Source organism: Paenibacillus senegalensis JC66 (genome assembly GCF_000285515.1).
Taxonomy (GTDB): Bacteria; Bacillota; Bacilli; order Paenibacillales; family NBRC-103111; genus Paenibacillus_L; species Paenibacillus_L senegalensis.
On sequence record NZ_HE610961.1, the window covers coordinates 366,979 to 391,242 of the forward strand.

Sequence of the window (24,264 nt, forward strand, 5' to 3'; positions counted from 1 at the left end):
TTCGCGTCTTCTCTGCAGGCGTAGTCAGTTGCAAGCGGAAAAACAACGGTCAAGAATATTACCTACTAATAAATCTACTGCTATGCCTAAAAATTGATGCTTCGTGAATTAAAGGGACGTTCGTTTCCTCTATCTATTGGTCTAGAGTGTCTGTTCGCGCCGTTTATAAGTGACAGATGATATGCGGATTTGATTTCGATCACTTAAGTTCCGCCTTTACAGTTGTACAGCGAGCAGTGAGGTCGTTTGCAGCCTGCTTTGAATTGTAACGCTCGTAGTGGTCCTTATTTGAACAAAATCAGGGGTCTGTAAATTCTAACGCTCGCGTTCGTCCCTATTTGCTCAAATCGCTGTTTTCCGGGCTTTTTGTCACACATAAGAGCGAGGACGAGCGTTAAAAATAAAATCTGCTTTTGAGGCTAAATAAGAACAATGGCGAGCGTTAGCGTAGAACATCGCCTGGGAATTCTCGCAGGAACACTTGCCCGAGGCTCTTGCATCCACCCCATTGAATTTTTCGCTGGCGTCTCGCAGCACATCCTGCCGGGTCCTCGCATGTGTCTCGCAACGTTCCACTAGATTCCTGCTGAGCGAAGATGGCAATGCACAATATAATGTACGGTCTTCTCACTAGCGATACAGCGCAATGGATAACAGAACCACCTTGCTCAGATTCCCCTCACCGTGCGGACGTACTAGGACAGTCTTGTCCGACGCCATGGCGAAATGTATGCGATTTTTCGCATAGATTTCCACCAGGAGCACCGGGGAAGACGAAATGTATCCAATTTTCCGCATACATTTCGTGATTCACCCCGGTACCCGCTCATTCTATCCGGTTTTCCGCATACATTTTGCGGTTTCCCCCAGCACCCGCTCCTTCTATGCGAATGATTGCATATCAAAGCCACAGGAGCCTGGCCGAAAAGCAGCTTTTTAGTGCGACACCTGCCGTAAAAAGGAAACACCCAAGAATGCCGTAAAACATTCTTGGGTGTTTTATTTTGACCTCTTGATTGGGAAGAGGACTTATTAAGACGGCCCCTTGGTTATTTAGGCATTTCGCCTAATTCGCATTCATACCCCAGCGGTAAGCAGATAATTGTGAGGTTAATCCAGCGTGGGTGACACATAAGCCGGTCCGGGTACGCTCAACGGTTTCAGAGATCCAGCCGTCCTCTCCTGGTCCTGAGACTCGGATGCCTCTCCTGTCTCCGAGATCCGGGTGCCTCAGCCGATTCCAGAGGCTAAGACATGCGGGGAACCGGGCGATCGGAACTGCGCAGGGAACTGGACGATCAACACCGGGCGATCGACACCGGACGATCTTAAGCTATTTTGCGCCATATTCCGCCTCCCACTCCGCATCCTTCTGCAATTGTTTGCGATGGATGACACCAGAGAGGAGCACGCTTAATTCATATAACAAAATAAGCGGAGCGGCTACAAGCAAGTCCGAAATGAGATCGGGCGGTGTAATGACGGTCCCTATAATGACCAGAACCAGGTAAGCTATTCTGCGCATTTTCCGCAATCTTTTCGGGTTTAGAATTCGCAGCTTAGTTAAGAACATAACAACGATCGGCATTTCAAACAACAGCGAAATCGGAAATACAATGTTAAACATAAAGCTGAAGTATTGAATAGCCCCGTAGGTCTCCACCAGGTCCAGCTTCATGTTCACGTTCTGGGTAAAATGAAATGCCATCCGGAACACTACAAAATAAGCAAAACAAACTCCCAGCAGAATCATAAGAACGCTGAAAGGGATATACTTAAGTGTAGCCTTCTGCTCCTCTTCTCTTAACCCGGGCTTCACGAACGCCCACACCTGGTACAGAGTAAAAGGCAACGTGACGATTAGCGCCAAAATTAAAGCGAATTGCATATACAACCTAATTCCGTCCCACAAAGAGAAAGCATGCCAACTCATATTGCTGGCAGGCTCCACAGATCGAAAGTACTCTATCAGGTATATAGATGCAACCAAACCGCCAATCATTGCGATGACCAGGACGGCGATTATCCAGATCAGCCGTCTGCGCAGCTCCGTCAAATGGTCGACCAGCGTCATCGAATCTTCCTGCATAACTTCACCAACCGATCCTACTCTGTTAATCCTTTAAAAGCTAATAAAGTTGGTTTTACTCAGGCAAACGTTTGGCGTCACGCGGCGCATTGTAGCTGCCTTCAGATTGGGACAAGCGTTCCACGTCATCACGCACTTCTTTGCGCTTGGGCTGTTCCTCCTCGTCCCCCATAATATCCTTCGCTCCGTTCTTAAATTCTCGCAGCGTTTTACCAAAAGCCCGGCCTAATTCAGGAAGCTTGCTCGGACCAAACAATAACAACGCAACAAGTATAATCAAAATTACCCCTGTTGTACCAATTCCCGCCATGTTCATTTCCTCCTTAAGATGTGAGATATACGATTATTCTTAATCGTCTTGCCTTCAGCCCGCTCTGCTAGCCTGGGCTTAAGCTGCCTCGCGTCAAAAAACTTTTCTCTATAACGTAAACTCCGCCCGGTTAAGCCGATGTGATTTCACAAGCATCAGGCGTATTTGCAGTATGGTTCTTTTATATTGTACCGCCTAGCGCTTGAGGAATACAACCTTTTTCCGCGGTTCTACTCCTCGCTGCCAGCTGCGATCATCCGCAGCGCAACTGGCAATTGCTCGATAATGGAAGCCAGGCACTCATGAACACCTTTGGGGGTACCCGGCAGATTAATGATCAGCGATTTACCGCGTATGCCGCAAACCGAGCGAACCAGCATCATAGCCGGGTTTTTGGACATCGCCTTCCAGCGCATTGCCTCTACGATTCCAGGCACCGTCCGTTCGATCACTTGGATAGTCGCTTCCGGAGTGACATCTCTCGAGCCCAGCCCGGTACCCCCGGTGGTCAGAATTAAATCTGCCTGATAATAATCAGTCATTTCGATCAGTGACGCCATAATCTCATTGATCTCATCGGGGACAATCCGGTATTCCACTATGTCACCGTTCATTTCTTCCTCAACCAATTCACGGATGACTTGAGCACTAGTATCTTCCCTTTCCCCCCGGGATCCTTTGTCACTAGCCGTAAGGATTGCTACCTTCCAGCGCATGAATGCTCCTCCAATCCATCCTATACTAATCCGGCTGTCCTGGTATACAAAGCAAGGGCCGGCTGCCGGTCATTCCCCGTCTACAGATAACGGATCATGGAATGGTTGTGCTTTCGGTGATGATTTTGTCTACCCGGTAGTCATGCTCTTCCATAGGAACTTGCGGAACGATCTGCAAATCAAAAGCCAACGCTAAAGTCAAAGGCAAGCAGCCATGACTTGCCTGCAAGGTCTGCAGGTAGCGATCATAGTAGCCGCCTCCATAGCCTAATCTGCCGCCCTCATGATCAAACGCCAGGCCGGGAACAAGAATACAGCCTATCTGATCCGCTTCACCTAACGGCTGACAGACCGGACCCGGTTCTCGCAGCCCCCATGCCCCTGACGCTTCCAGCTGATCCATTGACTTAATCAGATAAAAAGTTAATCGCCGATGGCGGACATCCGTACGCGGTACGGCCAACGGAATCTCTCTGTCCCAGCACCATTTCATGAGCGTGTCAAGCTTCGGTTCACTGCGAAAAGGGATGTAAGAGAGCACCGCCTGCTTCGGCTCTTGTTCTACTACATCCTTCAATACCTCTATCGCCCTTTCACACATTAGCTCCGACTTGAGGAGGTGCTGATCAGCGGGCAAAGCTGAACGGCGCTGTTCTGCCATAAGACGCAAACGGCGTTTTTCACTCATTATCTCGCGCAGCCTCTCTTATACTAGGTTGACTCTAGTCTCATCATTGTAGCACACAGGACAACCACTTGAAAGAATCGTCACAGAAAATCCTTAAACACCTCAACGCGATACCAGCACATACAGATCTCGGAATCGCTATACATCTCCAATATAAATTCCCCAGATCAGTTCAGCAGCTGCCGGCCCATCCAAGCCTCTCCATTTTAACCCGAGCCGCCAAAATAAAGTCCCATTTGTAAAAAGATTAACCAGTTCTTAACTCTATAGTTGACCAGACTAGTGCAATTCACCCGGATCAGGTAGACTTAAAGCAGAAGAATCAACAGGAAATGAGGTAGAAGCTAAAGATGCTGCTGCAGGTATCCAATCTTACTAAAAGTCACGGGATCAAAACCGTATTAACCAATATATCGCTGCAAATCCAGGAACGGGAGCGCCTAGGGCTCGTCGGTGTTAACGGGGCAGGCAAATCCACTCTGCTGCAAATTATGGCAGGCGAGCTGTCTTACGACAGCGGGGATATTTTCAAGGCCAAGGAAACCCGGATAGGCTACTTACCGCAAAATGGGGGCCTGGACTCCACCTTAACTATTTGGGAAGAAATGCGGGATGTTTACAAGCCGCTGCTTGCGGTTGAGCAGGAGCTGCGCGAGCTGGAGCTGCGCATGGCGGATCCCAAGCTCATCGAAGATGCTAAGCGTTATGAGGAAACCATGTCGCGCTATGCCAGCCGTTCCGACTGGTTTCGGGAGCGCGGAGGCTATGAAATGGAAGCCAAAATTCGCGGAGTCCTGCACGGAATGGGATTTGCGGATTTCTCCCCGGATACCAGAATCGATACGTTAAGCGGAGGCCAAAAAAACCCGTCTCGCTCTGGCCAAGCTTTTGCTTCAGGAGCCGGATCTGCTGATGCTTGATGAGCCAACCAACCACCTTGACATTGAAACCTTGACCTGGCTGGAGAGTTATTTGCGGTCCTATCCCGGGGCGGTATTGGTCGTTTCCCATGACCGATATTTTTTGGATGCACTGGTTCAAGGCATTTACGAGATTGAGCGTAACGCCTGCCGCCGTTATACCGGCAATTACTCCAAGTATGTGCAGACTAAACAAGCCGAATACGAAATTAATTTAAAGCATTACGAAAAGCAGCAGGAGCAAATTACGAAAATGGAGGATTTTATTCAGCGCAATTTGGCACGGGCGTCCACCACCAAACGGGCACAGAGCCGCCGCAAAGCGTTGGAGAAGATGGAGCGTCTGGATAAGCCGCTCGGTGATTTGAAGAAAGCCTCCTTTTCTTTTGAGGTGGACAAGCCTTCGGGCAAGGAAGTATTGGATGCAGAGCAATTGTCCGTATCCTTTGACGGCCACACCCCGTTATTTGAAAATGTAAACCTAAAGCTGACGCGCGGGGAAACGGTAGCTTTAATTGGCCCTAACGGTATAGGAAAATCCACCTTGTTGAAAGTGCTGACGGGAGAGCAGCAGGCGTTTCGGGGAAGCTATCGCTGGGGGGCCAATGTCTCCATCGGATTTTATGATCAGGAGCAGGCACAGTTAAATCCCGCTAACACTGTGCTGGAGGAAGTTTGGAGCGCTTATCCCCACCTCGAGGAAGCGCGGATCAGAACGGTGCTGGGCAACTTTTTGTTCAGCGGCGAGGATGTATTAACGAAGGTTTCCGCTCTCAGCGGCGGGGAAAGAGCGCGGGTCGCTCTGGCCAAGCTGATGCTGCTCAATGCCAATGTCCTGATCCTCGATGAGCCTACTAACCATCTGGACCTCTTCAGCAAGGAGGTGCTTGAGGCTTCCTTAATGGATTATGAGGGTACTCTGCTGTTCATTTCCCATGACCGCTACTTTCTGAACAAGATGGCTGAACGCATTGTTGAGCTTGCTCCTGACGGGGCAACGGTTTATCTAGGTAATTACGATGATTATGTAGAGAAAAAAGCAGAGCTTTCCGAGCAGAAGGCCGCAGAGAAGCTCGAGCAGTCCCAGCCCAAATCCGGTCAGGCGGAAGCTGCGGCGCCTCCTGGCCCCAACCGTTACGAAGCGGATAAGCTCGCTAAGCGGGAAGAACGCAGCCGCCAGCGCAAGCTGGAGCAGCTGGAACAGGATATCGCCTCGCTCGAGCAGCAGATCGCCTCGCTGGAGGAAGAGCTGACTCTTCCGGAAGTGTATAACAATTACGTACTCGTTCAGGAAAAAAACGATCAGTTAGAGCAGCTTCGCTCTCGTCTGGAGCCTTTGTTTGAGGAATGGGAATCCTACATGGAGTAAATATAAGCTTCGGCCGTAATGAATACAGACCAAACAGAACCCATAAAATCAAACGACCCCCTATCACGCTCCTTTTTGCACCGTACGCAGCTTCCAGCGTGCGGTGCTTCTCTGTATGCGCTAATGGATGCTAGAATCCCCGATTTTTCCCGGGCTTCTGCTTTCGTTTTCACCTCGTGTTGCTGTCGTCTTTTGTACTCGTGTCTCGCTTCCGTGCTTTCGTTGCTTTCGTCTTTTGTTCTCGTGTCTCGCTTCCGTGCTTCCGTGCTTTCGTGCTTTCGTCTTTTTCGCTCCGGGTTTCAGCCTGCTGCTCTCGTTTCTCATTTCGGCATTCACCCTCTGCTTTCGTTTCGGCTTTCGCCCTGCCTTTCGTGCTTTCGTTTCTCATTTCGGCTTTCCTCATCCATCCACAAGGTTATCCACAGGTCCGAAGTGTGATTTTATGAGAACCCCAGCAAAAAAATTAGTAATCAACAATTTTATCCACATTATCCACAGACTCTGTTGAAAAAACTATCCCCTTTCTGTGGATTCAACTAGCCTTAGAGCGCCAATGGTTTACAATATTTATTCACATTATACACTTGGTATGTGGATAACTATGTCCACAAGTTATTCCACCAACAGTTTTCCACATCTTTATACATTCTCCTTGCAGATATATTCGAGCCCTTTCGAAGATGAGCGACCGCATTTAGAGGAAGGGGTTATCGTCAACAAGAATTTGGTCTTCCGCCAAGCACGAAACTTATAAATTCAAATATGGTAAAAAAAAGGCGTATCCGCCTGCTACTAGACGGATACGCGATCTTCTATTAAATCCCGTACAATTAAATTCTGTTCAAATAAATCCTGTTCAAAATCCTGCCTGTATGGGTTACCCGACAGACCATTCCTCCAGCGACAATAGAGCCTGGGCCTTCAGCTCCAGGGAGTCAAATTGCCCCCTCGTATATTTCAAGTAGGCCGCAGCACCTATCATAGCCGCATTATCGGTGCACAAGTCCAGCGGCGGTATCAGCAGCGGGATTCCCTCTTCCTCACAGCGGGCTGTTAGCGCCTGGCGCAAGCCGCGGTTTGCCGCTACGCCACCAGCCAGCAGCAGCTGCTTGGCCCCGGTTTCATTCGCAGCGCGAATGGCCTTTTCGACCAGCACCTCCACCGCAGATTCCTGAAAGCCGCGGGCTACATGTGCAGCCTCCAGCGGAATTCCTTTCATCTTCGCTTGATTTAATGCAGCCAGCACCGCCGACTTCAACCCGCTGAAGCTGAAGTCGTAAGAGCCCGGCTCCAGCCATGCCCGTGGCAATGTGATTGCCTGCTCGGCTTCTCCGGCCAGACGGTCGATATGCGGCCCTCCCGGATAAGGCAGCTGCAGCGCCCTGGCCACTTTGTCGAAGGCTTCACCTACCGCATCGTCACGGGTCTGGCCGAGAATGCGGAAGCAGCCTTCCCGCTCAACGTGAACAATCTCGGTATGGCCGCCCGACACCACAAGCGAGATGAGCGGATACTGCAGCGGCTGGACCAGCTGATTGGCGTAAATATGTCCGGCAATATGATGGACGCCAATCAAGGGCAAATCCAAGGCCACTGCCAAAGCTTTAGCTGCTACCATGCCGACAAGCAGCGAGCCGACAAGCCCCGGGCCATGAGTGACGGCAATCGCTGACAGCTCGTCCGGACGAACGTTCGCTTCCGCCAGCGCCTCTTCGATCATTCGGGTCATCGTCTCCACATGCTTGCGGGAAGCCACCTCAGGCACCACTCCTCCGAATCGGCGGTGAGTTTCCATTTGGCTGGAGACGATATTCGAGCGAATAATGGTACCCTGCTCCACAACGGCAGCCGACGTTTCATCACAGCTTGTTTCGATCGCTAACAAATAGCAGGGTTTGGCAGCTGTATTCGTTTGTTCTATCGTTCGGTTTGCGCTCATTCTTGCTTCCCTGCTCCTTCCTGATGCTGAACTTGCCGGCCCGGCTGCTGAGCATTCCCTTTCTCTTGAGCAGGCTTGACGGGCGATGCCGCACGCGGCAGATCTGCCCACATAATAATAGCATCCTCATTATTATCCGTATAATAGGCCTTGCGAACTCCGCTCGATGCAAAGCCCAGCTTACGATATAAACGTTTGGCGACCTCGTTCGATTCTCTTACTTCCAAAGTCATTTTGTCCGCCCCCATGAAGGCGGCTGTCCGCTTCAGCTCGCGCACTAGCCGCTCTCCGAGCTTCATTCCGCGATAGCGGAGGGCCACCGCAATATTGGTCACATGGGCTTCATTCATAATGAGCCACATTCCACCGTACGCGATAATCTCGCCGTCCAGCTCCATAACCATGTAATGGGCAAAATGGTTGTTCACCAGCTCATTATAAAATGCCGCCGAAGTCCAAGGGGTGGGGAAAGCCTCCTCTTCAATTTCGCAGATCCGCCCAATATCCTCCACCTTCATCAAGCGAAAATTCAAACGGTCGCCAATATCAGTTTGCCGGCCTGGTTCCATGATCCTGGCCCCCCTTGTTCTTCGCCAGCAGCTTCGCTTCGGCTTCCGCCAGCTGGGTATAATTGGGCAGCAGCCCATGAACCTCATCGGGCTTTCCTCCTGACGCAAGCCGCTGTATGGCAAGTCGTCCTATTTCTCCGGAAGACAAATCATGGCTCAAGGTATGCACCTGAATCTGGTTAAGGCCTTCACAGGCCCTTGCGAACGCCTCGATCTGCGCTTGGAAAGATTCCACTTCACCAACAAACCAAATTTCCTGCGGCACTTCATTATCGATGCCACGATCAGCTGCAGCGCCTGTTTCACCGCTCAGAATACGGTCTTTCAGCTTTTCCAGCCAGCTTGCCATCAGCAGAATGGCATCCTCCTCCAGACGGCTCCATTCTCCCCGGGCCGAAGCAAACAGCGCTGTGTAGGCCTGGCCTCTTCTGCCGTCCATAAGCGGGACATACCAGTTAACAGCAGTTTTCCCATGGATAGCAGTCTTCCTATGACCGTCACGGCCTTCTTCCGCCCGTTTGCTCTCGGGGTGAACCCGCAGCGATCCGCCCAAAGCCATCGCTTCCAGACTGGAGACGCCAATTACTGAACAACCTAGAGCCCACGCCATCGTTTTAGCAGCAGTAACGGCTATTCTCACACCAGTGTAAGAACCCGGTCCGACGCCAACGGCGATCCCTGACAAGTCCCGCGGCTTCATCCCGTTTTGCTCAAGCAGTTGTTTCACCATCGGCAGCAAATAAATAGAGTGATTTCTCTCTGCTCGGGAACTGCTTAGAGCGAGCTGTTCCTCCCCTCTCATGAGAGCTACAGTCATAGACGAAGTCGCTGTATCCATTGCAAGCCATATCTGTCCGTCAACCGCCGCATGATTGGGACGGAACGTCTTTTCTTCCTTGATCATAACAAAACCCCGTTTTCTTTAAGCGTAGAACACCACTGCTCATAGTCTTTACCATGCGGCATAACGGTCAGCTTCCGCTCATCCAGCCCCAAAGTTTCTATATAAATAGATAAGTGCTCCGCCGGAAGCAGCTCGATTATGCGGCTGGCCCATTCAACAACCGTTATTCCCTCACCGAAAAAATAATCATCCAGCCCAAGCTCATCAGCCTCGGCTTCCGAAATCCGATAAACATCCATATGATAAAAAGGCAGACGCCCCTCATACTCTTTAATAATAGTAAAAGTAGGGCTGTTTACAACATCTTTAACTCCTAACGCCCGGGCAAATGCCTGGGAGAAGGTAGTTTTTCCTGCCCCCAGGTCACCATCCAACGCTATTACCGCCCCAGGCTTCATGATTTCTGCCAGCGCTTCTGCCAGGCGAGCCGTATCGCTCTCCCCCGTCGAGTCATAATGAAAAGCCGTCTCATGCATGCTCAGTCTCCCCAGCCTTCTCCTGAAAATGATTATATCCGCCCTTCGCAATCGGATTCAGCTGCTGATCCTTGTCCAGCAGCTTCACTCCTGCCCATTCATCCGTAACTGCACCAATACGGTATAAGGGCAGGCCCTGCTCACGGAAGCTTTGCTCCACTCTGCTGAACTCATCAGCAGGTATGCAGGTAAGCAGCTCGTAATCCTCGCCACCGTACAACACCCATTGCAGCGGATCCATTCCGGTCCTCTCTGCATAAGCCTGCAAATTGGCCGTTAACGGCAGGCGTGTTTCCTCGATTATTATACCGCACCCCGAAGCTTCAGCGATCTCCCACGACTCACTGGCCAATCCGTCGCTAACATCATTGCACGCCGCCCGGCTGGCTGATCTCAACAGCAGGCGACCTGCCTGCACCCGAGGCTGCGGGCGCTGATGGGCCGCCACCAGCTCGCGATACGCTTCCTCCAGCTCCAGGAGAAGCTTGTCTGCATCAATCCGCCGCTCGAGCAAGTAATGAAGCCCGGCCGCCGATCGTCCCAACGGACCCGTTACCGCTACTATATCGCCAGCCTTTGCTGCAGAACGCAGCAAAACAGAATCCGCTTCCACTTCGCCAACAATTGTTACCGATATAACAACTCCCCCCAGAGTCGAGGAGACATCTCCCCCGGCAACGCTCACTCCATACTGCTCCGCACACTCGTATAGACCGTCATACAGCCGATCCAGCCATTGCTGCTGAACCTTATCCGAAACAGTCAGCGCCACAAGAGCATAGCGGGGAACTGCTCCCATGGCCGCCATATCGCTTATGTTAGAGGCAAGGGCTTTGTAGCCGACATCCTCCGGCTTCATCGTAATCGGTTTGAAATGGATCTCTTCCGTCATCGTGTCACAAGCCAAAACCATTTGAAAGCCGGGCGTCAAGGGCGCCACAGCGGCATCGTCCCCTATCCCAACCGTTAACGGCGGGCTATTCGGCTTGGTTTCTCTGCCTCCTTTGGCAGTAAGCCGCCGGATCAAAGCAAATTCTTCTATCATCCGTACACATCCCACCTTGTATAAGGTAAAGTAATGACCATATTATAGCCCTCCCCTCCTGCTCCCGCAAGGGTCGAAGGCGAACAGGTCCCAAGAGCCTCGCCCGCTAATCCAGGCGATCCATCTCGTTAGAATTCCTCACGAAGGGCCTCCCCGGCCTTCCCTGGACAATAAAAACGGCCAGACCTTGTTACTACAAGTCTGGCCGCCCATTCCCTTATCCATCCTTTTTTCAAAAAAATATTATACAAGTCCCTCAAGCAGGGTTTGCCGTATTGAATGGACGATTTCAAGCTTGTCCGGTACGCTCATTAGCTGCCAAGGTTTCCTGATTGTTCATGGTGTCTGTGGTCGTTTCTTCAATGAGTCCATTGTGGTTAGTAACCTGGCCTCCACCCAACCCTTCGTTCACCATACGATCGATATCCATAAAATAGTCGGAGCGCCCCTCGTGGTCACAATCCGGGCAGTACTCGGTTTCTTTGCCTTTTTCGCGATTTTCCATCCTGGCAGGTCTCCCTTCTTCTCCAATTTTCTGGCCAAAAAGCTGGCAAGAGTCTTTTTAGCCTTTTCCGGCATCATTCGTTGTTAGGTCTTTACCTGGAACTACCTTGATGATAATTATCATGTAATACCTTTATTCTTTATTAGTATTCTCTATCCCATTGCTCCCATACAACCGCTTATTTCCTCTGTTCCTAGGCAGCCCTCCGCAATCAATGTATCCGCGGCATCTGGCGTGCCCTGTGAGCCCGCGTATCTCTTCTGCCTTGTTGGATCCGCGTGTATGTCTCTTCTGTCCTGTAGAATCCGCATGTATCTCTTCTGTCCTGTAGAATCCGCATGTGTATCTCCTGCCTGTAGGCATCCGCGTCGTGCATTGGTCAGCGTCCCGCGTCGAGGCTTGTATCAGCCTCAGCCTTTTTTACAGTCCCCTAAACATAATCTTCTTCATGCAACACATACTAACTTACAAACCGCCTAAGCACTTTTTTAAATTAATCGCCCAAGGGTTGGAGCTACCTGAAAATGGAAACACTATTACTATTCCAAGCAAAGGAGTCGGCAGACTATGCATACACTTTGGAAAGGGGCCATCAGCTTTGGTCTTGTTCATGTACCGGTGAAAATGTTTGCGGCCACAGAGGATAAAGATATCAGTATGCGATACATTCATAAGGAATGTGCTACTCCCTTGTCCTATGTCCGCAAGTGTAAAACGTGTGACCGCGAGGTGGAGTGGGAAGAAATCTCCAAAGGTTACGAGTATGAGCCTGGCCATTTTGTATTGTTTGAAAAGGAAGAGCTGGAGAACCTGTCCACGGGTGCCAATAAAGAGATCAAAATTATGGATTTCGTCAACTTGACCGATATCGACCCGATTTATTTTCAAAAAACTTATTATCTTTCTCCCGGGGACACCGGATCAAACGCCTATAACTTACTTCTGGAATCATTGAAGCAAACCGGGAAAATAGGGATAGCTACAATTTCTATACGATCAAAAAGCAGTTTGGCCGCTATCCGCATCGTGGATCAATGTTTGGCGCTGGAAACGATTTTTTATCCCGATGAAATTCGTCCTGTGCAGCAGGTTCCTAATTTGCCGGAAAATGCCACGGTCAATGACAAGGAGCTGGACATGGCCAAGCTGTTAATTGAGCAGCTTTCCGGACCTTTCGAGCCAGAAAAATACACCGATCCGTATCGCGAAGGCCTGTTGGATGCAATTCAGCAGAAAATTGCCGGCAAAGAAGTTAAAGCTGCGCCTGAACGTCAAGAAACGAATGTCATTGACTTAATGTCAGCACTGCAAGCGAGTCTGGATGCAGTTCAGACCGATCCTGGTACTAAGCCGAAAGCTAAGAAAAAGTCAGCAAAAAAGGGCACCAAGAAAGAAACTGTTTCTTAACCTGTGCAAGTAGCAGCTAACTGTGGAGTGCGCAAGTTGTTGACAGTACATGTTACTGGCAAACCCGTCTATGGATAGCAGGAAGCCGGCTGGCAGCAGCTAACGCAAGAGGTCGCAAAGGATAAGGATTAGTTTTAAATTAAAAAAACAGCGGATAAAGTGCGGGTTAAAGGAGGCTTTTTGCCGTGAAGCTGCAGCCGGTCATTCCGTTCGAACCTGTAAAGACTGATCATGCCCCTGAAGGGGATCGCTGGATTGCCCAGATCAAATGGGACGGAGTCCGCATGCTGGCCTATTTGGACGAAGATAGCGAGGTCCGGCTGGTAAACCGGAGGCTTAATGATAAAACTGCGCAGTATCCGGAGCTGCTGGACGTTCGAAGCTACTGTGAGGCTTCTTCGGTCATTCTCGATGGGGAAGTGATTGCGCTTGATGATGGCAAGCCTTCCTTTCACAGGGTCATGAGTCGGGACCGCATGAGACGGACACAGGGAATTCCCGAAGCTATGAAACGAATCCCTGTCGTGTACATGATTTTTGACATTCTCTATCTGAATGGGGAATGGATAACCCAGCTTCCTCTTTGGCAGAGGCAGCAGCATCTTGAACAAATTATCCGGCCAAATGCATCCGTACAGCTTGTTCCATCCGTAACGGAATACGAGCAATTATTTGCCATTACCGGACAGCATGGACTGGAGGGGGTCGTATACAAGGATCTCGACAGCTCTTACAGCATTGACGGCAAGGATGCCCGCTGGCAAAAGCATAAGCATTACCATGACCTCTTCGCCATTGTAGGAGGCGTCACCAAGCGGGGCGGAATTGTTAACGCTTTGCTGCTCGGTCTTTATCATCAGGGGCAGTTATTGTATATAGGCCATGCCGGAACCGGAAAGCTGAAAGCGGCAGACTGGCGGCTTATGACCGATCGGCTTGAGCCTTTCATCCTCGAACAAAAACCTTTCGCCAATACACCTGAGCGTCTGAACAATACCGTTTGGCTGAAGCCTGTTCTTACCGTAAGCATCCGCTATATGGAATGGACAAAAGACGGGGTGCTCCGCCAGCCTAGTATCCAAGGCTTTGTTCAAGTTGACCCGGAGGCATGCTCTTTCAGTCAGCTGTAAAGCTCCGCCTGCCGCTTTTTTTAGGTGCCTGTGAGGCTTGCAAAGCCCATGGGGCACGCGGAACGGAGCCTGCGAACACATAAACCACCATCCCCAGTAGAGCAGCATCGCCCACGGATCTTATTTTCACTGCAGTAATCGTTCATAATTTGTTTCGCCCACAGTTAGGCTGTCGAATAGCTGTGAATGACATTGTGCAGGGAGCACCGGGGACAGCCAGCCTTAGCGGGGACCAATCAAGGGAGGGACAGAGTTGAAGACAAGCACAAAAAGTCAAGTCAAAGGAACAGTACATGTCGGCGGTTACGAAATTCAGGTGACGAATCCCGAGAAGCCGTTATGGCCCGCTGCGGGTGTGACTAAGCTGATTTATTTGCAAAAGCTGCTCGCCCTATCCCCTTATCTGCTCACCTATTGCCGAAACCGCTATTTAACGACAATTCGGTTTCCTCATGGAATCTCTGACAAATCCTTTTATCAAAAAAACGCTCCTCAGCCCACCCCCGATTTCGTTAAGACCGCTGAGTTGAATGGAATTAATTACGTAGTGCTCGATTCCGTGCCCACCTTGCTATGGCTTGGCAATCTGGCCTGCCTGGAATTTCACCCTTCATTTCATTATATAGGGGACGAGAGTCCTGCCGAGTGGATACTTGATATCGATCCGTCGGTAGATGAAGAGCCCCGGTTAATGGAGGCGGTCAAGCTGATTGGAGAGGTGCTGGATTCACTTAACATCGCCTCCGTCCCCAAAACGTCCGGGGCTTCCGGCGTGCAAATTTTTATCCCTATACAGCCTCGTTACAGCTTTTCCCAATTACGTAAAATAGGTGAATTCATCGCCCGTTATTTGGTGCAGAAGCACCCCCGGCTATTTACTATAGAACGCCTGAAAAAAAACCGCGGCACTCTTATTTACATCGACTATCTTCAGCACTGGCCCGGAAAAACACTATCCGCCCCTTACACGCCGCGAGCCCGCGAACACGCGACTGTATCTACCCCTCTGCTGTGGGAAGAGGTTGCTCGAAACTGTGACATTAAAGCTTATAATTTACTTACTATTGAAGAAAGGCTGGCCAAATACGGGGACTTAATTACGCGTGTTCCGCCACAAAATCTGGATCATGTTCTCCATTTCATCCCCTGAACAAATCAATACCCTTGATGAATAACATTTGATGAATAACTCTAGATGAACAACCCTTGATGAACAACCCTAGATGAATAAAGTTAATTTGATGAGTGGACGCTCGAAAATGGTGTTCATTTCGATCAGGTGATGGAGGTTTCGGCCACCGAAACGATGAAGGAAGCGGTGCGGAACGGAATCGGTCAAGCCATCATGTCGCATAGAAGCTGCCAGCGGGAAGTACAGAGCGGGCTGCTGGCAGGCAAAACGCTTCCCAATTTTCCTGCCAAGCGCTATATTTATCTTGTCTACCGCAAAAACAAGGTGCTCACTCCGGTAGTAAAGGCTTTTATCCAGGAAGTTCGCGCTATGTCCCAAAAGGAGGATCAATCACCACAATGACAACTGAAATCGAAAGAAAGTTTCGCATGCCGGATGACTGGAAAACACACCTTCAGGAATGGCAGGTTGCCATCACCAGCGTTATGAAGATCGAGCAAACTTATCTTGCATTGGGTTTAAATGAAGAAATTCGTGTAAGAAGGATTACGCAGCTCCCAAAAGGTGAAGTTACCTATACCCATACATATAAAAGCGGAAGCGGGTTGAAAAAACAAGAAATCGAATATCCGATTTCGGCAGATCTGTACGCTCAACTCCTAGAGCGGGATAAGCTGCGTCTTTTGATCAAGCACCGTTTCGTTGCCTCTTGGGATGGATACAGACTGGAGATCGATACCTATGATCAGTTTGCCTTGTCCGTTGTAGAGGTGGAATTCGAAAGTGAGGATGAAGCCTTAGCCTTCCATCCCCCCTACTGGTTTGGCGAGGAGCTGGATCAGACTTTTGAATATAGCAATAAGGTCTTATGGAAAAAAACACAGGAGTAAACGCAAAATTTCCTGTTTGGCTCATGAAACATCTTCCCGGCATAACAAACCACGGGTCCACGGAAGCATTTTTCTCAGCACAACAAACTGCGGCCATGGAAGTATTTTCCCAGTATAACAAACCGCGGGACCACGGAAGTATTTTCCCCAGTATAACGAACCGCGGGGCCATGGAAAAAGACCCGTGATGTTCCACGGGCCTTTAGTACTGAATGTTTTAAATGCCAGGCATTTTGTTGGATTAATAGCTCGGGTATTATTGTCCTGCTTTTACCCAGCTTGCCACTTGAACTGTACGCTTAGCTTGATGCTCAACAGCAGCACGTACATCTTCTACCATTTTTCCATCTTGGCCTTGGGTAACACTGGTTCCATAAGGATTACCGCCCGCTCCGAAGATTACCGGGTCTGTATAGCCCGGAGCGGCTACGATGGCCCCCCAATGATACATAGTCGTGTACAGGGACAAGATTGTCGCTTCTTGACCGCCATGCGCATTGGAAGCCGAGGACATGGCGCTAACAACTTTGTTGGCCAGCTTGCCCTGAGCCCACAATCCGCCTTGCGTATCCAGAAATTGCTTCATTTGGGAAGGCACGTTACCGAAGCGGGTAGGGACACTGAAAATGATCGCATCTGCCCACTCCAGATCATCCGAAGTAGCTGTAGGCACATCCTGGGTCGCTTCAACATGGGCTTTCCATGCAGGGTTGCTGTTAATAGCTTCCTGGGGGGCCAGTTCCGCTACTTTTAGCAGCTTAACCTCTGCACCTGCCGCTTCAGCACCTTCCTTGGCCCATTGAGCCAATTGATAGTTAGTTCCTGTAGAACTGTAGTAAATAACGGCTAACTTGATTTTAGACATGGTACACTTCTCTCCTTTTACTATAGATGGTTATATATTGCCCAATTACCTCGTATTCGAGACAATTGGTGAAAAAAAACAGTATTTTTCCCCTATTGTTGTCCCAGCTAGTTTAAGGCGTCTAGCGGCCAAACCACTGCCTTGTCGATGCTGCTAATACCGCCATAACTCGCCGCTGTCACATGCCGTCAAGGATAACACTGTACACGCCGTCGTCCCTTGCCTCCTTACTTGCCACCATCATGCCGCCGCACACACTACCGTCCCACGCCACCGCTTACTCTGGCTGTACATGCCGCCTCTCATACCGCAGCATCTTAAGTAAAGCAAACCCGCCTGCCGTCTTTGGACAGTCTATTGGCGGAAAGGCGGGCTAAGCCAGTAGCTATGCCTAGCTTACCGTTATACTTCACTGCCCTTGAGCGTGGATGCCCATTGTTTTCAACAAGCGGATCATCGTCTGCTTCTCTTCCCCACTCAAGCATGAAAACATCGATTGGATGGTTTCCCGGTGACGGGGGAAAATCTCCTGCATCAGCTTCGAACCTTCTTCCGTAATTACCGCATATGTAACTCTGCGGTCGTTTGGGCACATTTTGCGCTTGAGCAGGCTCTTCTTCTCCAACTGGTCGACCACGTAAGTGGTGCTTCCGCTAGCAAGCAATATTTTCTTGCCGATATGCTGAATTGGCTGTTCCCCTTTATGAAATAACAGCTCTAAAACAGCAAATTCCGTCATGTTCAGTCCGTACTGCTGAATATCCCGCTTCAAGCGGTCTGCAACTGAACGGTGAGCGCGTGTTAATACGATAAGCAGCTTTAGTGAAAGGTCATCCTGGGCATCATGGCTAGGAGAGCGGGTCATAGGGCATCAAATCCTTACTTCATTGTCTGGCTGTTGCTATTTATCTCGAATTCGAGATAATGATATCAATAATAGGCTCTAGCTGTCAAGTCTCCTCTACTTCAAATCATTCTTGACAAACGTTTGAGCTATTGATTATTATGGTGTTTCTGACTCACTTTTTGAGTTCAACATTTTTTACATAGTCCGAATCAAAAATGTTTGGTTATGGCGCGACGATTTGCAGGCAATTGCAGGGGCGTATTGAAACTCGTTAATAGCATTTTGGGAGTTTGTAGTATGCAGTCCATTAGCAAATACAGGTTCAGCTCGTTGTTTGCAGCCTGTTTCAAATTCTAACGATCGCTGCGGTCCTTATTTGAGCAAAATCAGGATGTTAAAAATTGTAATGCTTGCCATGGTCCTTATTTTGCTCAGTTCGCGGTTTTTTGGGCTTTTTGTCACAAATATAAGAGCGAGGGCGAGGCTTTAGCGTAAAACATCGCAGTACATACATCCCGCAATAGATGGTGCAATACCCCGTCGCCCTGCTCTTACCGTGAGAACACAGTAATGCAGTACATTGCGTAATCCTGCAATACTTCTCGTGCAACACATCTTAAGGCCCATCGCAGCAAATCGCATAACCGCCGGGCAGCACATTGCAGGCCGCTTCGCGACCTTGCGATGGCCTCTTGCTGTTCTTACAACAAATTTCGCTTGGCAACTGTAGATCAACTCTGGATATGTCTGATAAATAAGGTCCACATTTGTTTGCTTCATAACGACTCCATAGCTCTAAGGCACTTTTCATCACACTTCAAAAACATAAAGTTATCTCATTTTATCTCATTCTATAGTCTATCTACCGTATTCTTTCTTACGAACGAGCTCTTTGCATTCATATCGCTTATATTCATTCGTTTCCTTGTATTCAGTCATTTACTTTCATTTGCTCATGCTGCTCAGCCCTATTTTTGTATGTAGTCATGTCGCTTAGATTGATCTATGTCCTTCTATATGAGCCACATTGCTTTATACTGCCTTCTTTTGTTTGAGCTTGCCGATTGTAAGCCTACTGTGCATGCTCTTTTTAGCTTCCTTACCTTTTGACAGGCTCAACTTTATTCAGGACGATCATCCATCGCGAACATTAAAAAAGTAACTTTGAGCTTACCTGCAAGGCTAACATTAAAAAAAGTAACTTTGGACGAACCTGCAAGGCTACCGTTAAGAAGGTAATTTTTGGGCGCACTGCAATGGCTCAGTTTTTTATTGCTCCCTTTATGCTTACTTATAGCTACCCTGATACCCGTCAACTATGCCGCTCATTTCCACCGAAAAGGCCATTTCAAAAAGTCCTTTTCGAGCTGGCCTATTTTTTTGATTCCCAAAGGAGGTAACTGATATGGAAGCATCCCGTCAAAGTGCCTATCAAGAGGAACTTAACCACCTAAAGCTTACCGTGGAACGATTGCAAACCCAACTTCAGGAACTGGAAGCAATACCGATTTATCACGGCTATGATTTAGCCGAGCAATCGCTGGAAGCGATGCGGCAGGCCCGGCGTGAAAGACTCTCTAAATCTTTGATCGAACCGTATTTTGGCCGGCTGGATTTTGAAGCCTCCGGTGAACAGCGGCAAGCGCTTTATCTCGGCAAACACGGAGCGGAAAACGAGGAGACCGGGGAGCTGCTCGTTATAGATTGGCGCGCTCCGGTAGCAAGCTTATTTTATTCCTTTACCGGCGGGGAGGAAACTGCCGTCTACGACTCACCTGATGGCGAAGTTAGCGGAACCGTTTATTTGAAAAGAAATCTTGTCATACGCCAGCAAGAGCTGCAGCGCGTTGTAGACACCTATGTCAAAGGCAGCGACCAACTGCCTGTAGCAGATGAATTTCTCTTGTACCGACTCGGCGAAAACAAGGATAACCGCCTGCGGGATATCGTTTCTACGATTCAGTCGGAGCAGGACCGTATTATTCGTGCGGCCAAAAACTCAGCGCTTGTCATTCAAGGAGTGGCCGGAAGCGGCAAAACGACAGTTGCCCTCCATCGACTCGCATTTTTGCTCTACCAGTACCGTGAACAGGTTCGTGCCGAAAAAATGATCATCTTCGCTCCTAACCGGATGTTCCTCGATTACATATCCGGCGTGCTTCCCGAGCTTGGAGTAGGCGATATTCAGCAGACCACCTTTACCGATTGGGCACTCGATTTGCTGGAACATGATGTCAAGCCTGCACCACAGGAGACTACTTATTCCTATTGGTTTGGCTCCGGGGCAAAACAGGCAGCAATGGATGCGGAAGTCCCCGGCCGTTACAAGGGCTCCACCGCTTTTATGAGCTTGCTTGATGAGCTGCTGACTTATTATGAAGACCATCATCTGCCTGAAAACGACTTCGAGCCTTACGAGGACGCCGTGTTATCTGCGGAAACTATTCATCAGTGGTATAAAGTCGATAATCGCCACTACCCGTTGGCTAAACGCAGGGAGAAAACACTCGCCAGAATCAAACGGTGGCTGGAAATGCAGCTGGATACGATCGCGGATCCCAAACGCAAAAAAGAACAGAGAAAAGCCGCCATGTCACGGCTAAGAACTTATCAGAAAGGCTGGCTTGACCCTAGTCCTTTGCAATTTTATACCCAGCTGTTTATGCCGGCCAAGAGGACTTTGCCGCTGCCTGAACAGCTTTTGGCGCAAATCCCTGCGGCGATTCAGGAAGAAAGCGCCCGGCGCCTGAAGAAAAAAGAAGTTCTTTGGGAAGATTTAGCCCCATTGGTACATATCCGTAACCGGTTCAATGGTATGGATCGCTCCATGATGTTCGATCATGTCGTAATCGATGAGGCTCAAGACTTCTCCCCTTTCCAGATCTCCCTGCTCAAGCAGTATACTCCGAGCGGGTCGTTCACTATTTTGGGGGATTTGTCTCAAGGTATCCATGCTTATCAGGGAATTACGAGCTGGGATGAGTTTTTACATGAATTCGATCCGGAAAAATCCGCTTACTTTCAATTGGAACGCAGCTACCGGTCAACGATGGAGATTATTTATTTTGCCAACTCCATTTTAAAGGCCAGCGGTATTCCTTTTCTTGAAGCGGTTCCTGTATTTCGCAGCGGCGATAAAGTTAAACAGCTCCCGCTCCCGCCGGGACAAACCGGTCAAGCACTGCCTAACATATTAGCTCAATTAGAGAGCAACCATACCTTGCAAACCATTGCCGTCCTTACAAGAGATGACAAGCGCAGCAGGGAGATTCATCGTATGCTGGCTGAGGCGGGTATTGAGGCGGCCCTGCTCCATGCGGGATTGAACGAATATGAGGGCGGGTTGTCGGTTCTTCCTGTTTATTTGGCCAAAGGCCTGGAATTTGACGCGGCCATTATTGTTGACGTGGACGACAACCGTTACACCGCCAATGCCCTGGATGCCAAACTGCTTTATGTCGGGGCTACACGCGCCCTGCACGCACTATGGGTCGTATATGAGGGAGTTCCTTCTCCACTGCTTAGTAAAGCCGAGGAATCGTTTTTCATCACGGAGAATATTACAGGGTAATTGCTAAAAAAGGCCGCTCGCAGGTTCGTTCTTGTTAAAAAAGAGCCGTTCGCAGCATTTTTACATGTAAGTCAACCGACCTCCGCTCCATTTAGCGAAACAAAGCAGCACTGTGCAATGGGGGCTGCGCATAGTGTAGGCAAAGTTTATGGCACCGTTGTTAATTCACCGCCGATAATAGAACCGGACACGCCCCCGTCTCTTGCATCAACGGGCTGTAATCCGCCGGTGCCGCTGGACGCAATCGTTAACACAATATAACCTGCAATAAACAGGAACGACAAAAACGCAATCACAGACGGCCGCTCTTCCTTCTCTAATTCCTGTCCCATGGCCCGTTCTTCCTCTGGGCCATCTAGATGTCCAGCTTCATGAAGCCTCGGCGGGTCAAGGACAGCTTTCTCATGCATAGGGCCATTCTCTGTCACAGCGGCAGAAGATGGAAACAGCCCGGCCTGAGAGAATCGGGTTTCCTCCTCTACTGTTTGAGATACCCGGGGTGCATCCTCCCTTAGGCCTGGCAGGGAATTCCATTCTGCCTGGACATTTTGCTGTTCCGGATTATGGGGATGATCCGCGGATTCCGTTCGCTTGTTATCCATTCTTTAACTCTCCTAACCATTCATCAGATATAGGCTTAGGATGGTTAAATATGGGTGCTTTTATACTCCCTGGCTGCTAATTATCGCGCTATTATTGGCTAATTGGCATACCTTTATAGAGGAAAATCAAGGTTGGCTGACATTCGCAAAAATCTGATTAGCCAGAGGAAAGCAGGCTGGAGCGTTAAATTATAATTAAATTTCCCCTAGTCTATAACTGCCTAATCGGCTATACTGGATTATGTTGGAATATTTTAGAAACAAAAAGCCGAGCTCCACTTAAGAAGCCCGGCGAGTCGGTAAGTCGTTAATTATTGTTTATTTACTTTGCAGATATCTGTCCAAGGCTGCTTGATTAATAGCCATGTAGTCTTCCAGGCCCATACGATTAATTGTGTTCACGTAGTTATCCCACTCGGAGAAAGAAGCAGCTCCGGAGATAAATTTGGACTGCATTTCTGTTACATAAGTGTTGATATCGGAATGCAGAGTCGTATAACGATCAGCTTCCTCTGAAGTAAACGTGAAGGTCGGCCAAATCTCGTCGATCAGATAAGGCTCCAGCTTCTCTGTTGCTTCAATGGATGCTGGCAGGGATTCGGCCCCTTTGAAGAACTGCTGACGGACAATGCCCGGATAGCTTCCGCCCGGCCAGGTTACATATTTGACCACTGCTTGTTCCATAGTCAAGCCTTGAGGGTTGTTGAGAATTTCATCGGTGTATTCCACTTCACCGTTTTCATTAACAACGAAGCTCTCGCCTTCAAAGCCCATGAAGAACATCCGGTTACCTTCTTCACCGTAGAAGTGATCCATCCAGCGGATGGTTGCTTCAGGATGCTGGTTTTTGTCGGTGATAACGAACTGACCTAAGTGAACCAGCGGAGAGCGAATCTTTGTAACTAACTTGTCTCCATTAGGACCTTCAAGCGCAGGCAAGCCGACAAAGTTGGTCAAGCCCATCAGCGTTTCTGGACCGGTCGTCAGGATAGAACCGTACACCCCGTCTGCACCTTTAGCGAAGTATTCATTCGCGGTAATCGTAAAAATTTCATTCTCAAGCAAACCTTCGGTGTATAGTTTGTTCAGGAACTCCAGCTGCTCTCTGAAAGCGTCGGAAGTCGGAATGTATCTCAGTTCGTTCGTTTCCGGATCGATGTCGAAGTTCGCGTTCGCCGTTCCGCGGTTCATCAATCCGAACCAGCCTTTCGTAATGTTAATCAAATCGGCAATTTGATAGGACCCCAGCGGAATTTCATCCTGCTGCCCATTTCCGTTTAGATCCGTATTTTTAACTGCTACGAGATAATTATAAAAGTCATCCAACGTTTGCGGCTCTTCCATCCCCAATGCTTCCAGCCAATCCTTGTTATACCACAGCTTGGAGCCGAGCAGAACGGATGGGAAATCGGCACTGTAAATGGTCGGCATTCCATAGATATTGCCGTCTGGCATCGTCATCCCTGCGCGAATGTCCGGATTTTCATCCAATATTTTCTTCAAGTTTGGCGCATATTGTTCGATCAAATCATTCAGTGGAATAAACGTACCCTGCGAGCCGTATTTAATCAGATCATTATTGCTGAAACGCCCTGTATAAAATACATCGGGATAGTCGCCACCGGCCAAAGCCAGGTTTTTACGCTCGTCTACGCTGTCAAAAGGAACCAGCTGAAAATCAACTTTAATATTCGTCATTTTTTCGTATTCCTGCCAAAGCATCGTTTCCGCCCAGTTATTAGCCGTTGTAGCAGACTTCCCTGTAAAGAATGTTAGATTAATAGGTTCATTGACAATAGGGAATCCGCTTTCATTAAGATTGGCCACTTCCTCTGGCGGAGCCGCTGACTGTCCAGGAGATGGAGAGGATGAATTGCCAGGCGATGATGAATTCCCACCGCCACATGCTGCAAGCACACTAACTGACATGGCTGTTGTTAATACCGTTGCTGCCCATTTTCTTTTGTTTCTCATTCTGAATGACCTCCTTGTATTTGGGGACAACATAAGATTGACGGGTGAACCATGTATCGTTACGCGGGACTTTAGCCCTTCAAAGCCCCGATCATAACCCCTTTAACGAAGTACTTCTGCAGGAATGGATAGAGCATCAAGACCGGCAGGTTCGCGAAGATAACGACGGCATACTTGATCGCCTCCACCTCCATCAGCTGTTTGGCCAGTGAGTCGTCAGCCATATCGACCATGTCCGCCATCTGGCCCTGGATCAGAATTTCGCGCAGCACTAATTGCAGCGGATATTTGGCCTGATCTGACAAATAAATCAGGG

The 24,264-nt window shown here is 49.2% G+C and carries 20 protein-coding genes and 3 pseudogenes; 7 read left to right on the forward strand and 16 right to left on the reverse strand.

The window, feature by feature from the left end; all coding sequences use genetic code 11:
• Positions 1 to 1,333 precede the first annotated feature (1,333 nt).
• The 4 genes from tatC to PSHG_RS28465 form a co-directional block, all read right to left on the reverse strand.
• On the reverse strand, positions 1,334 to 2,074 hold the full coding sequence (tatC, locus tag PSHG_RS20215) for a twin-arginine translocase subunit TatC (protein ID WP_316244852.1): 741 nt from the start codon (positions 2,072 to 2,074) through the stop codon (positions 1,334 to 1,336).
• A gap of 70 nt (positions 2,075 to 2,144) precedes the next feature.
• The gene (tatA, locus tag PSHG_RS20220; protein ID WP_010276946.1) at positions 2,145 to 2,399 is read right to left on the reverse strand and encodes a twin-arginine translocase TatA/TatE family subunit; all 255 of its coding nucleotides are present in this window, start codon (positions 2,397 to 2,399) and stop codon (positions 2,145 to 2,147) included.
• 230 nt (positions 2,400 to 2,629) lie between these two features.
• Positions 2,630 to 3,115, reverse strand: coding sequence for a MogA/MoaB family molybdenum cofactor biosynthesis protein (locus tag PSHG_RS20225; protein ID WP_010276949.1), 486 nt, complete (start codon positions 3,113 to 3,115; stop codon positions 2,630 to 2,632).
• 94 nt (positions 3,116 to 3,209) lie between these two features.
• Positions 3,210 to 3,803, reverse strand: coding sequence for a 5-formyltetrahydrofolate cyclo-ligase (locus tag PSHG_RS28465; protein WP_010276952.1), 594 nt, complete (start codon positions 3,801 to 3,803; stop codon positions 3,210 to 3,212).
• 350 nt (positions 3,804 to 4,153) lie between these two features.
• Here PSHG_RS28465 and PSHG_RS28470 point away from each other — a divergent pair.
• Positions 4,154 to 6,092: pseudogene (locus PSHG_RS28470) on the forward strand (ABC transporter ATP-binding protein).
• Between the two features lie 169 nt (positions 6,093 to 6,261).
• Here the strand turns inward: PSHG_RS28470 and PSHG_RS20240 are convergent.
• The 7 genes from PSHG_RS20240 to PSHG_RS20270 form a co-directional block, all read right to left on the reverse strand.
• Positions 6,262 to 6,480, reverse strand: coding sequence for a hypothetical protein (locus PSHG_RS20240; RefSeq protein WP_010276954.1), 219 nt, complete (start codon positions 6,478 to 6,480; stop codon positions 6,262 to 6,264).
• A gap of 489 nt (positions 6,481 to 6,969) precedes the next feature.
• Positions 6,970 to 8,031, reverse strand: coding sequence for a tRNA (adenosine(37)-N6)-threonylcarbamoyltransferase complex transferase subunit TsaD (gene tsaD / locus PSHG_RS20245; protein ID WP_010276957.1), 1,062 nt, complete (start codon positions 8,029 to 8,031; stop codon positions 6,970 to 6,972).
• Entirely contained in the window at positions 8,028 to 8,600 is a 573-nt protein-coding gene (gene rimI / locus PSHG_RS20250; protein WP_010276959.1) for a ribosomal protein S18-alanine N-acetyltransferase, read from the reverse strand. Before rimI ends, tsaD begins: the two co-directional genes overlap by 4 nt.
• Positions 8,578 to 9,504, reverse strand: coding sequence for a tRNA (adenosine(37)-N6)-threonylcarbamoyltransferase complex dimerization subunit type 1 TsaB (gene tsaB, locus PSHG_RS20255; protein ID WP_010276961.1), 927 nt, complete (start codon positions 9,502 to 9,504; stop codon positions 8,578 to 8,580). Before tsaB ends, rimI begins: the two co-directional genes overlap by 23 nt.
• Positions 9,501 to 9,980 carry a tRNA (adenosine(37)-N6)-threonylcarbamoyltransferase complex ATPase subunit type 1 TsaE gene (gene tsaE, locus PSHG_RS20260; protein WP_010276962.1) on the reverse strand — a complete coding sequence of 160 codons (480 nt, stop codon included), beginning with the start codon at positions 9,978 to 9,980 and terminating at the stop codon, positions 9,501 to 9,503. Before tsaE ends, tsaB begins: the two co-directional genes overlap by 4 nt.
• Complete coding sequence (thiL, locus tag PSHG_RS20265) at positions 9,973 to 11,025, reverse strand: thiamine-phosphate kinase (RefSeq protein ID WP_010276963.1); 1,053 nt, start codon at positions 11,023 to 11,025, stop codon at positions 9,973 to 9,975. The genes tsaE and thiL overlap by 8 nt, the downstream gene beginning before the upstream one ends.
• A gap of 289 nt (positions 11,026 to 11,314) precedes the next feature.
• Positions 11,315 to 11,530, reverse strand: a complete 216-nt coding sequence (locus PSHG_RS20270; RefSeq protein WP_010276966.1) for a hypothetical protein — start codon at positions 11,528 to 11,530, stop codon at positions 11,315 to 11,317.
• A gap of 567 nt (positions 11,531 to 12,097) precedes the next feature.
• On the opposite strand from PSHG_RS20270, the gene ku reads away from it, so the two are divergent.
• From ku to PSHG_RS20300, 5 genes and pseudogenes are all read left to right on the forward strand, one after another.
• A complete protein-coding gene (gene ku / locus PSHG_RS20280; RefSeq protein ID WP_010276968.1) occupies positions 12,098 to 12,937 on the forward strand; it encodes a non-homologous end joining protein Ku in 840 nt (279 codons plus the stop codon).
• A gap of 185 nt (positions 12,938 to 13,122) precedes the next feature.
• Positions 13,123 to 14,067 carry an ATP-dependent DNA ligase gene (locus PSHG_RS20285; RefSeq protein WP_010276970.1) on the forward strand — a complete coding sequence of 315 codons (945 nt, stop codon included), beginning with the start codon at positions 13,123 to 13,125 and terminating at the stop codon, positions 14,065 to 14,067.
• 253 nt (positions 14,068 to 14,320) lie between these two features.
• A complete protein-coding gene (gene ligD / locus PSHG_RS20290; protein ID WP_010276971.1) occupies positions 14,321 to 15,217 on the forward strand; it encodes a non-homologous end-joining DNA ligase in 897 nt (298 codons plus the stop codon).
• A gap of 99 nt (positions 15,218 to 15,316) precedes the next feature.
• A pseudogene (locus PSHG_RS20295) lies at positions 15,317 to 15,601 on the forward strand (LysR substrate-binding domain-containing protein); the annotation flags it as partial.
• Positions 15,598 to 16,089 carry a CYTH domain-containing protein gene (locus tag PSHG_RS20300; RefSeq protein WP_010276974.1) on the forward strand — a complete coding sequence of 164 codons (492 nt, stop codon included), beginning with the start codon at positions 15,598 to 15,600 and terminating at the stop codon, positions 16,087 to 16,089. The pseudogene PSHG_RS20295 and the gene PSHG_RS20300, both read left to right, overlap by 4 nt.
• Positions 16,090 to 16,345: 256 nt before the next feature.
• Here PSHG_RS20300 and wrbA read toward each other — a convergent pair whose 3' ends face one another.
• Positions 16,346 to 16,954, reverse strand: coding sequence for an NAD(P)H:quinone oxidoreductase (gene wrbA / locus PSHG_RS20310; RefSeq protein ID WP_010276976.1), 609 nt, complete (start codon positions 16,952 to 16,954; stop codon positions 16,346 to 16,348).
• Positions 16,955 to 17,363: 409 nt separating this feature from the next.
• Positions 17,364 to 17,819 (reverse strand): MarR family winged helix-turn-helix transcriptional regulator, encoded by a 456-nt coding sequence (locus PSHG_RS20315; protein WP_010276979.1) that lies wholly within the window; start codon positions 17,817 to 17,819, stop codon positions 17,364 to 17,366.
• 1,387 nt (positions 17,820 to 19,206) lie between these two features.
• Here PSHG_RS20315 and PSHG_RS20320 point away from each other — a divergent pair.
• Positions 19,207 to 21,372 (forward strand): HelD family protein, encoded by a 2,166-nt coding sequence (locus tag PSHG_RS20320; protein ID WP_010276981.1) that lies wholly within the window; start codon positions 19,207 to 19,209, stop codon positions 21,370 to 21,372.
• Between the two features lie 146 nt (positions 21,373 to 21,518).
• Here PSHG_RS20320 and PSHG_RS20325 read toward each other — a convergent pair whose 3' ends face one another.
• The 3 genes and pseudogenes from PSHG_RS20325 to PSHG_RS28475 form a co-directional block, all read right to left on the reverse strand.
• Positions 21,519 to 21,974, reverse strand: a complete 456-nt coding sequence (locus tag PSHG_RS20325; protein WP_010276983.1) for a hypothetical protein — start codon at positions 21,972 to 21,974, stop codon at positions 21,519 to 21,521.
• Positions 21,975 to 22,292: 318 nt separating this feature from the next.
• Complete coding sequence (locus PSHG_RS20330) at positions 22,293 to 23,948, reverse strand: extracellular solute-binding protein (RefSeq protein ID WP_010276984.1); 1,656 nt, start codon at positions 23,946 to 23,948, stop codon at positions 22,293 to 22,295.
• Positions 23,949 to 24,019: 71 nt separating this feature from the next.
• Positions 24,020 to 24,264 (reverse strand): annotated as a pseudogene (locus tag PSHG_RS28475) (carbohydrate ABC transporter permease); the annotation flags it as partial.

Coding starts and splice junctions, on each gene's coding strand:
- tatC (WP_316244852.1), bottom strand. CDS start 2,074: ATGACGCTGGTCGACCATTTGACGGAGCTGCGCAGACGGCTGATCTGG.
- tatA (WP_010276946.1), bottom strand. CDS start 2,399: ATGGCGGGAATTGGTACAACAGGGGTAATTTTGATTATACTTGTTGCG.
- PSHG_RS20225 (WP_010276949.1), bottom strand. CDS start 3,115: ATGCGCTGGAAGGTAGCAATCCTTACGGCTAGTGACAAAGGATCCCGG.
- PSHG_RS28465 (WP_010276952.1), bottom strand. CDS start 3,803: ATGAGTGAAAAACGCCGTTTGCGTCTTATGGCAGAACAGCGCCGTTCA.
- PSHG_RS20240 (WP_010276954.1), bottom strand. CDS start 6,480: ATGAGAAACGAAAGCACGAAAGGCAGGGCGAAAGCCGAAACGAAAGCA.
- tsaD (WP_010276957.1), bottom strand. CDS start 8,031: ATGAGCGCAAACCGAACGATAGAACAAACGAATACAGCTGCCAAACCC.
- rimI (WP_010276959.1), bottom strand. CDS start 8,600: ATGGAACCAGGCCGGCAAACTGATATTGGCGACCGTTTGAATTTTCGC.
- tsaB (WP_010276961.1), bottom strand. CDS start 9,504: ATGATCAAGGAAGAAAAGACGTTCCGTCCCAATCATGCGGCGGTTGAC.
- tsaE (WP_010276962.1), bottom strand. CDS start 9,980: ATGCATGAGACGGCTTTTCATTATGACTCGACGGGGGAGAGCGATACG.
- thiL (WP_010276963.1), bottom strand. CDS start 11,025: ATGATAGAAGAATTTGCTTTGATCCGGCGGCTTACTGCCAAAGGAGGC.
- PSHG_RS20270 (WP_010276966.1), bottom strand. CDS start 11,530: ATGGAAAATCGCGAAAAAGGCAAAGAAACCGAGTACTGCCCGGATTGT.
- ku (WP_010276968.1), top strand. CDS start 12,098: ATGCATACACTTTGGAAAGGGGCCATCAGCTTTGGTCTTGTTCATGTA.
- PSHG_RS20300 (WP_010276974.1), top strand. CDS start 15,598: ATGACAACTGAAATCGAAAGAAAGTTTCGCATGCCGGATGACTGGAAA.
- wrbA (WP_010276976.1), bottom strand. CDS start 16,954: ATGTCTAAAATCAAGTTAGCCGTTATTTACTACAGTTCTACAGGAACT.
- PSHG_RS20315 (WP_010276979.1), bottom strand. CDS start 17,819: ATGACCCGCTCTCCTAGCCATGATGCCCAGGATGACCTTTCACTAAAG.
- PSHG_RS20320 (WP_010276981.1), top strand. CDS start 19,207: ATGGAAGCATCCCGTCAAAGTGCCTATCAAGAGGAACTTAACCACCTA.
- PSHG_RS20325 (WP_010276983.1), bottom strand. CDS start 21,974: ATGGATAACAAGCGAACGGAATCCGCGGATCATCCCCATAATCCGGAA.
- PSHG_RS20330 (WP_010276984.1), bottom strand. CDS start 23,948: ATGAGAAACAAAAGAAAATGGGCAGCAACGGTATTAACAACAGCCATG.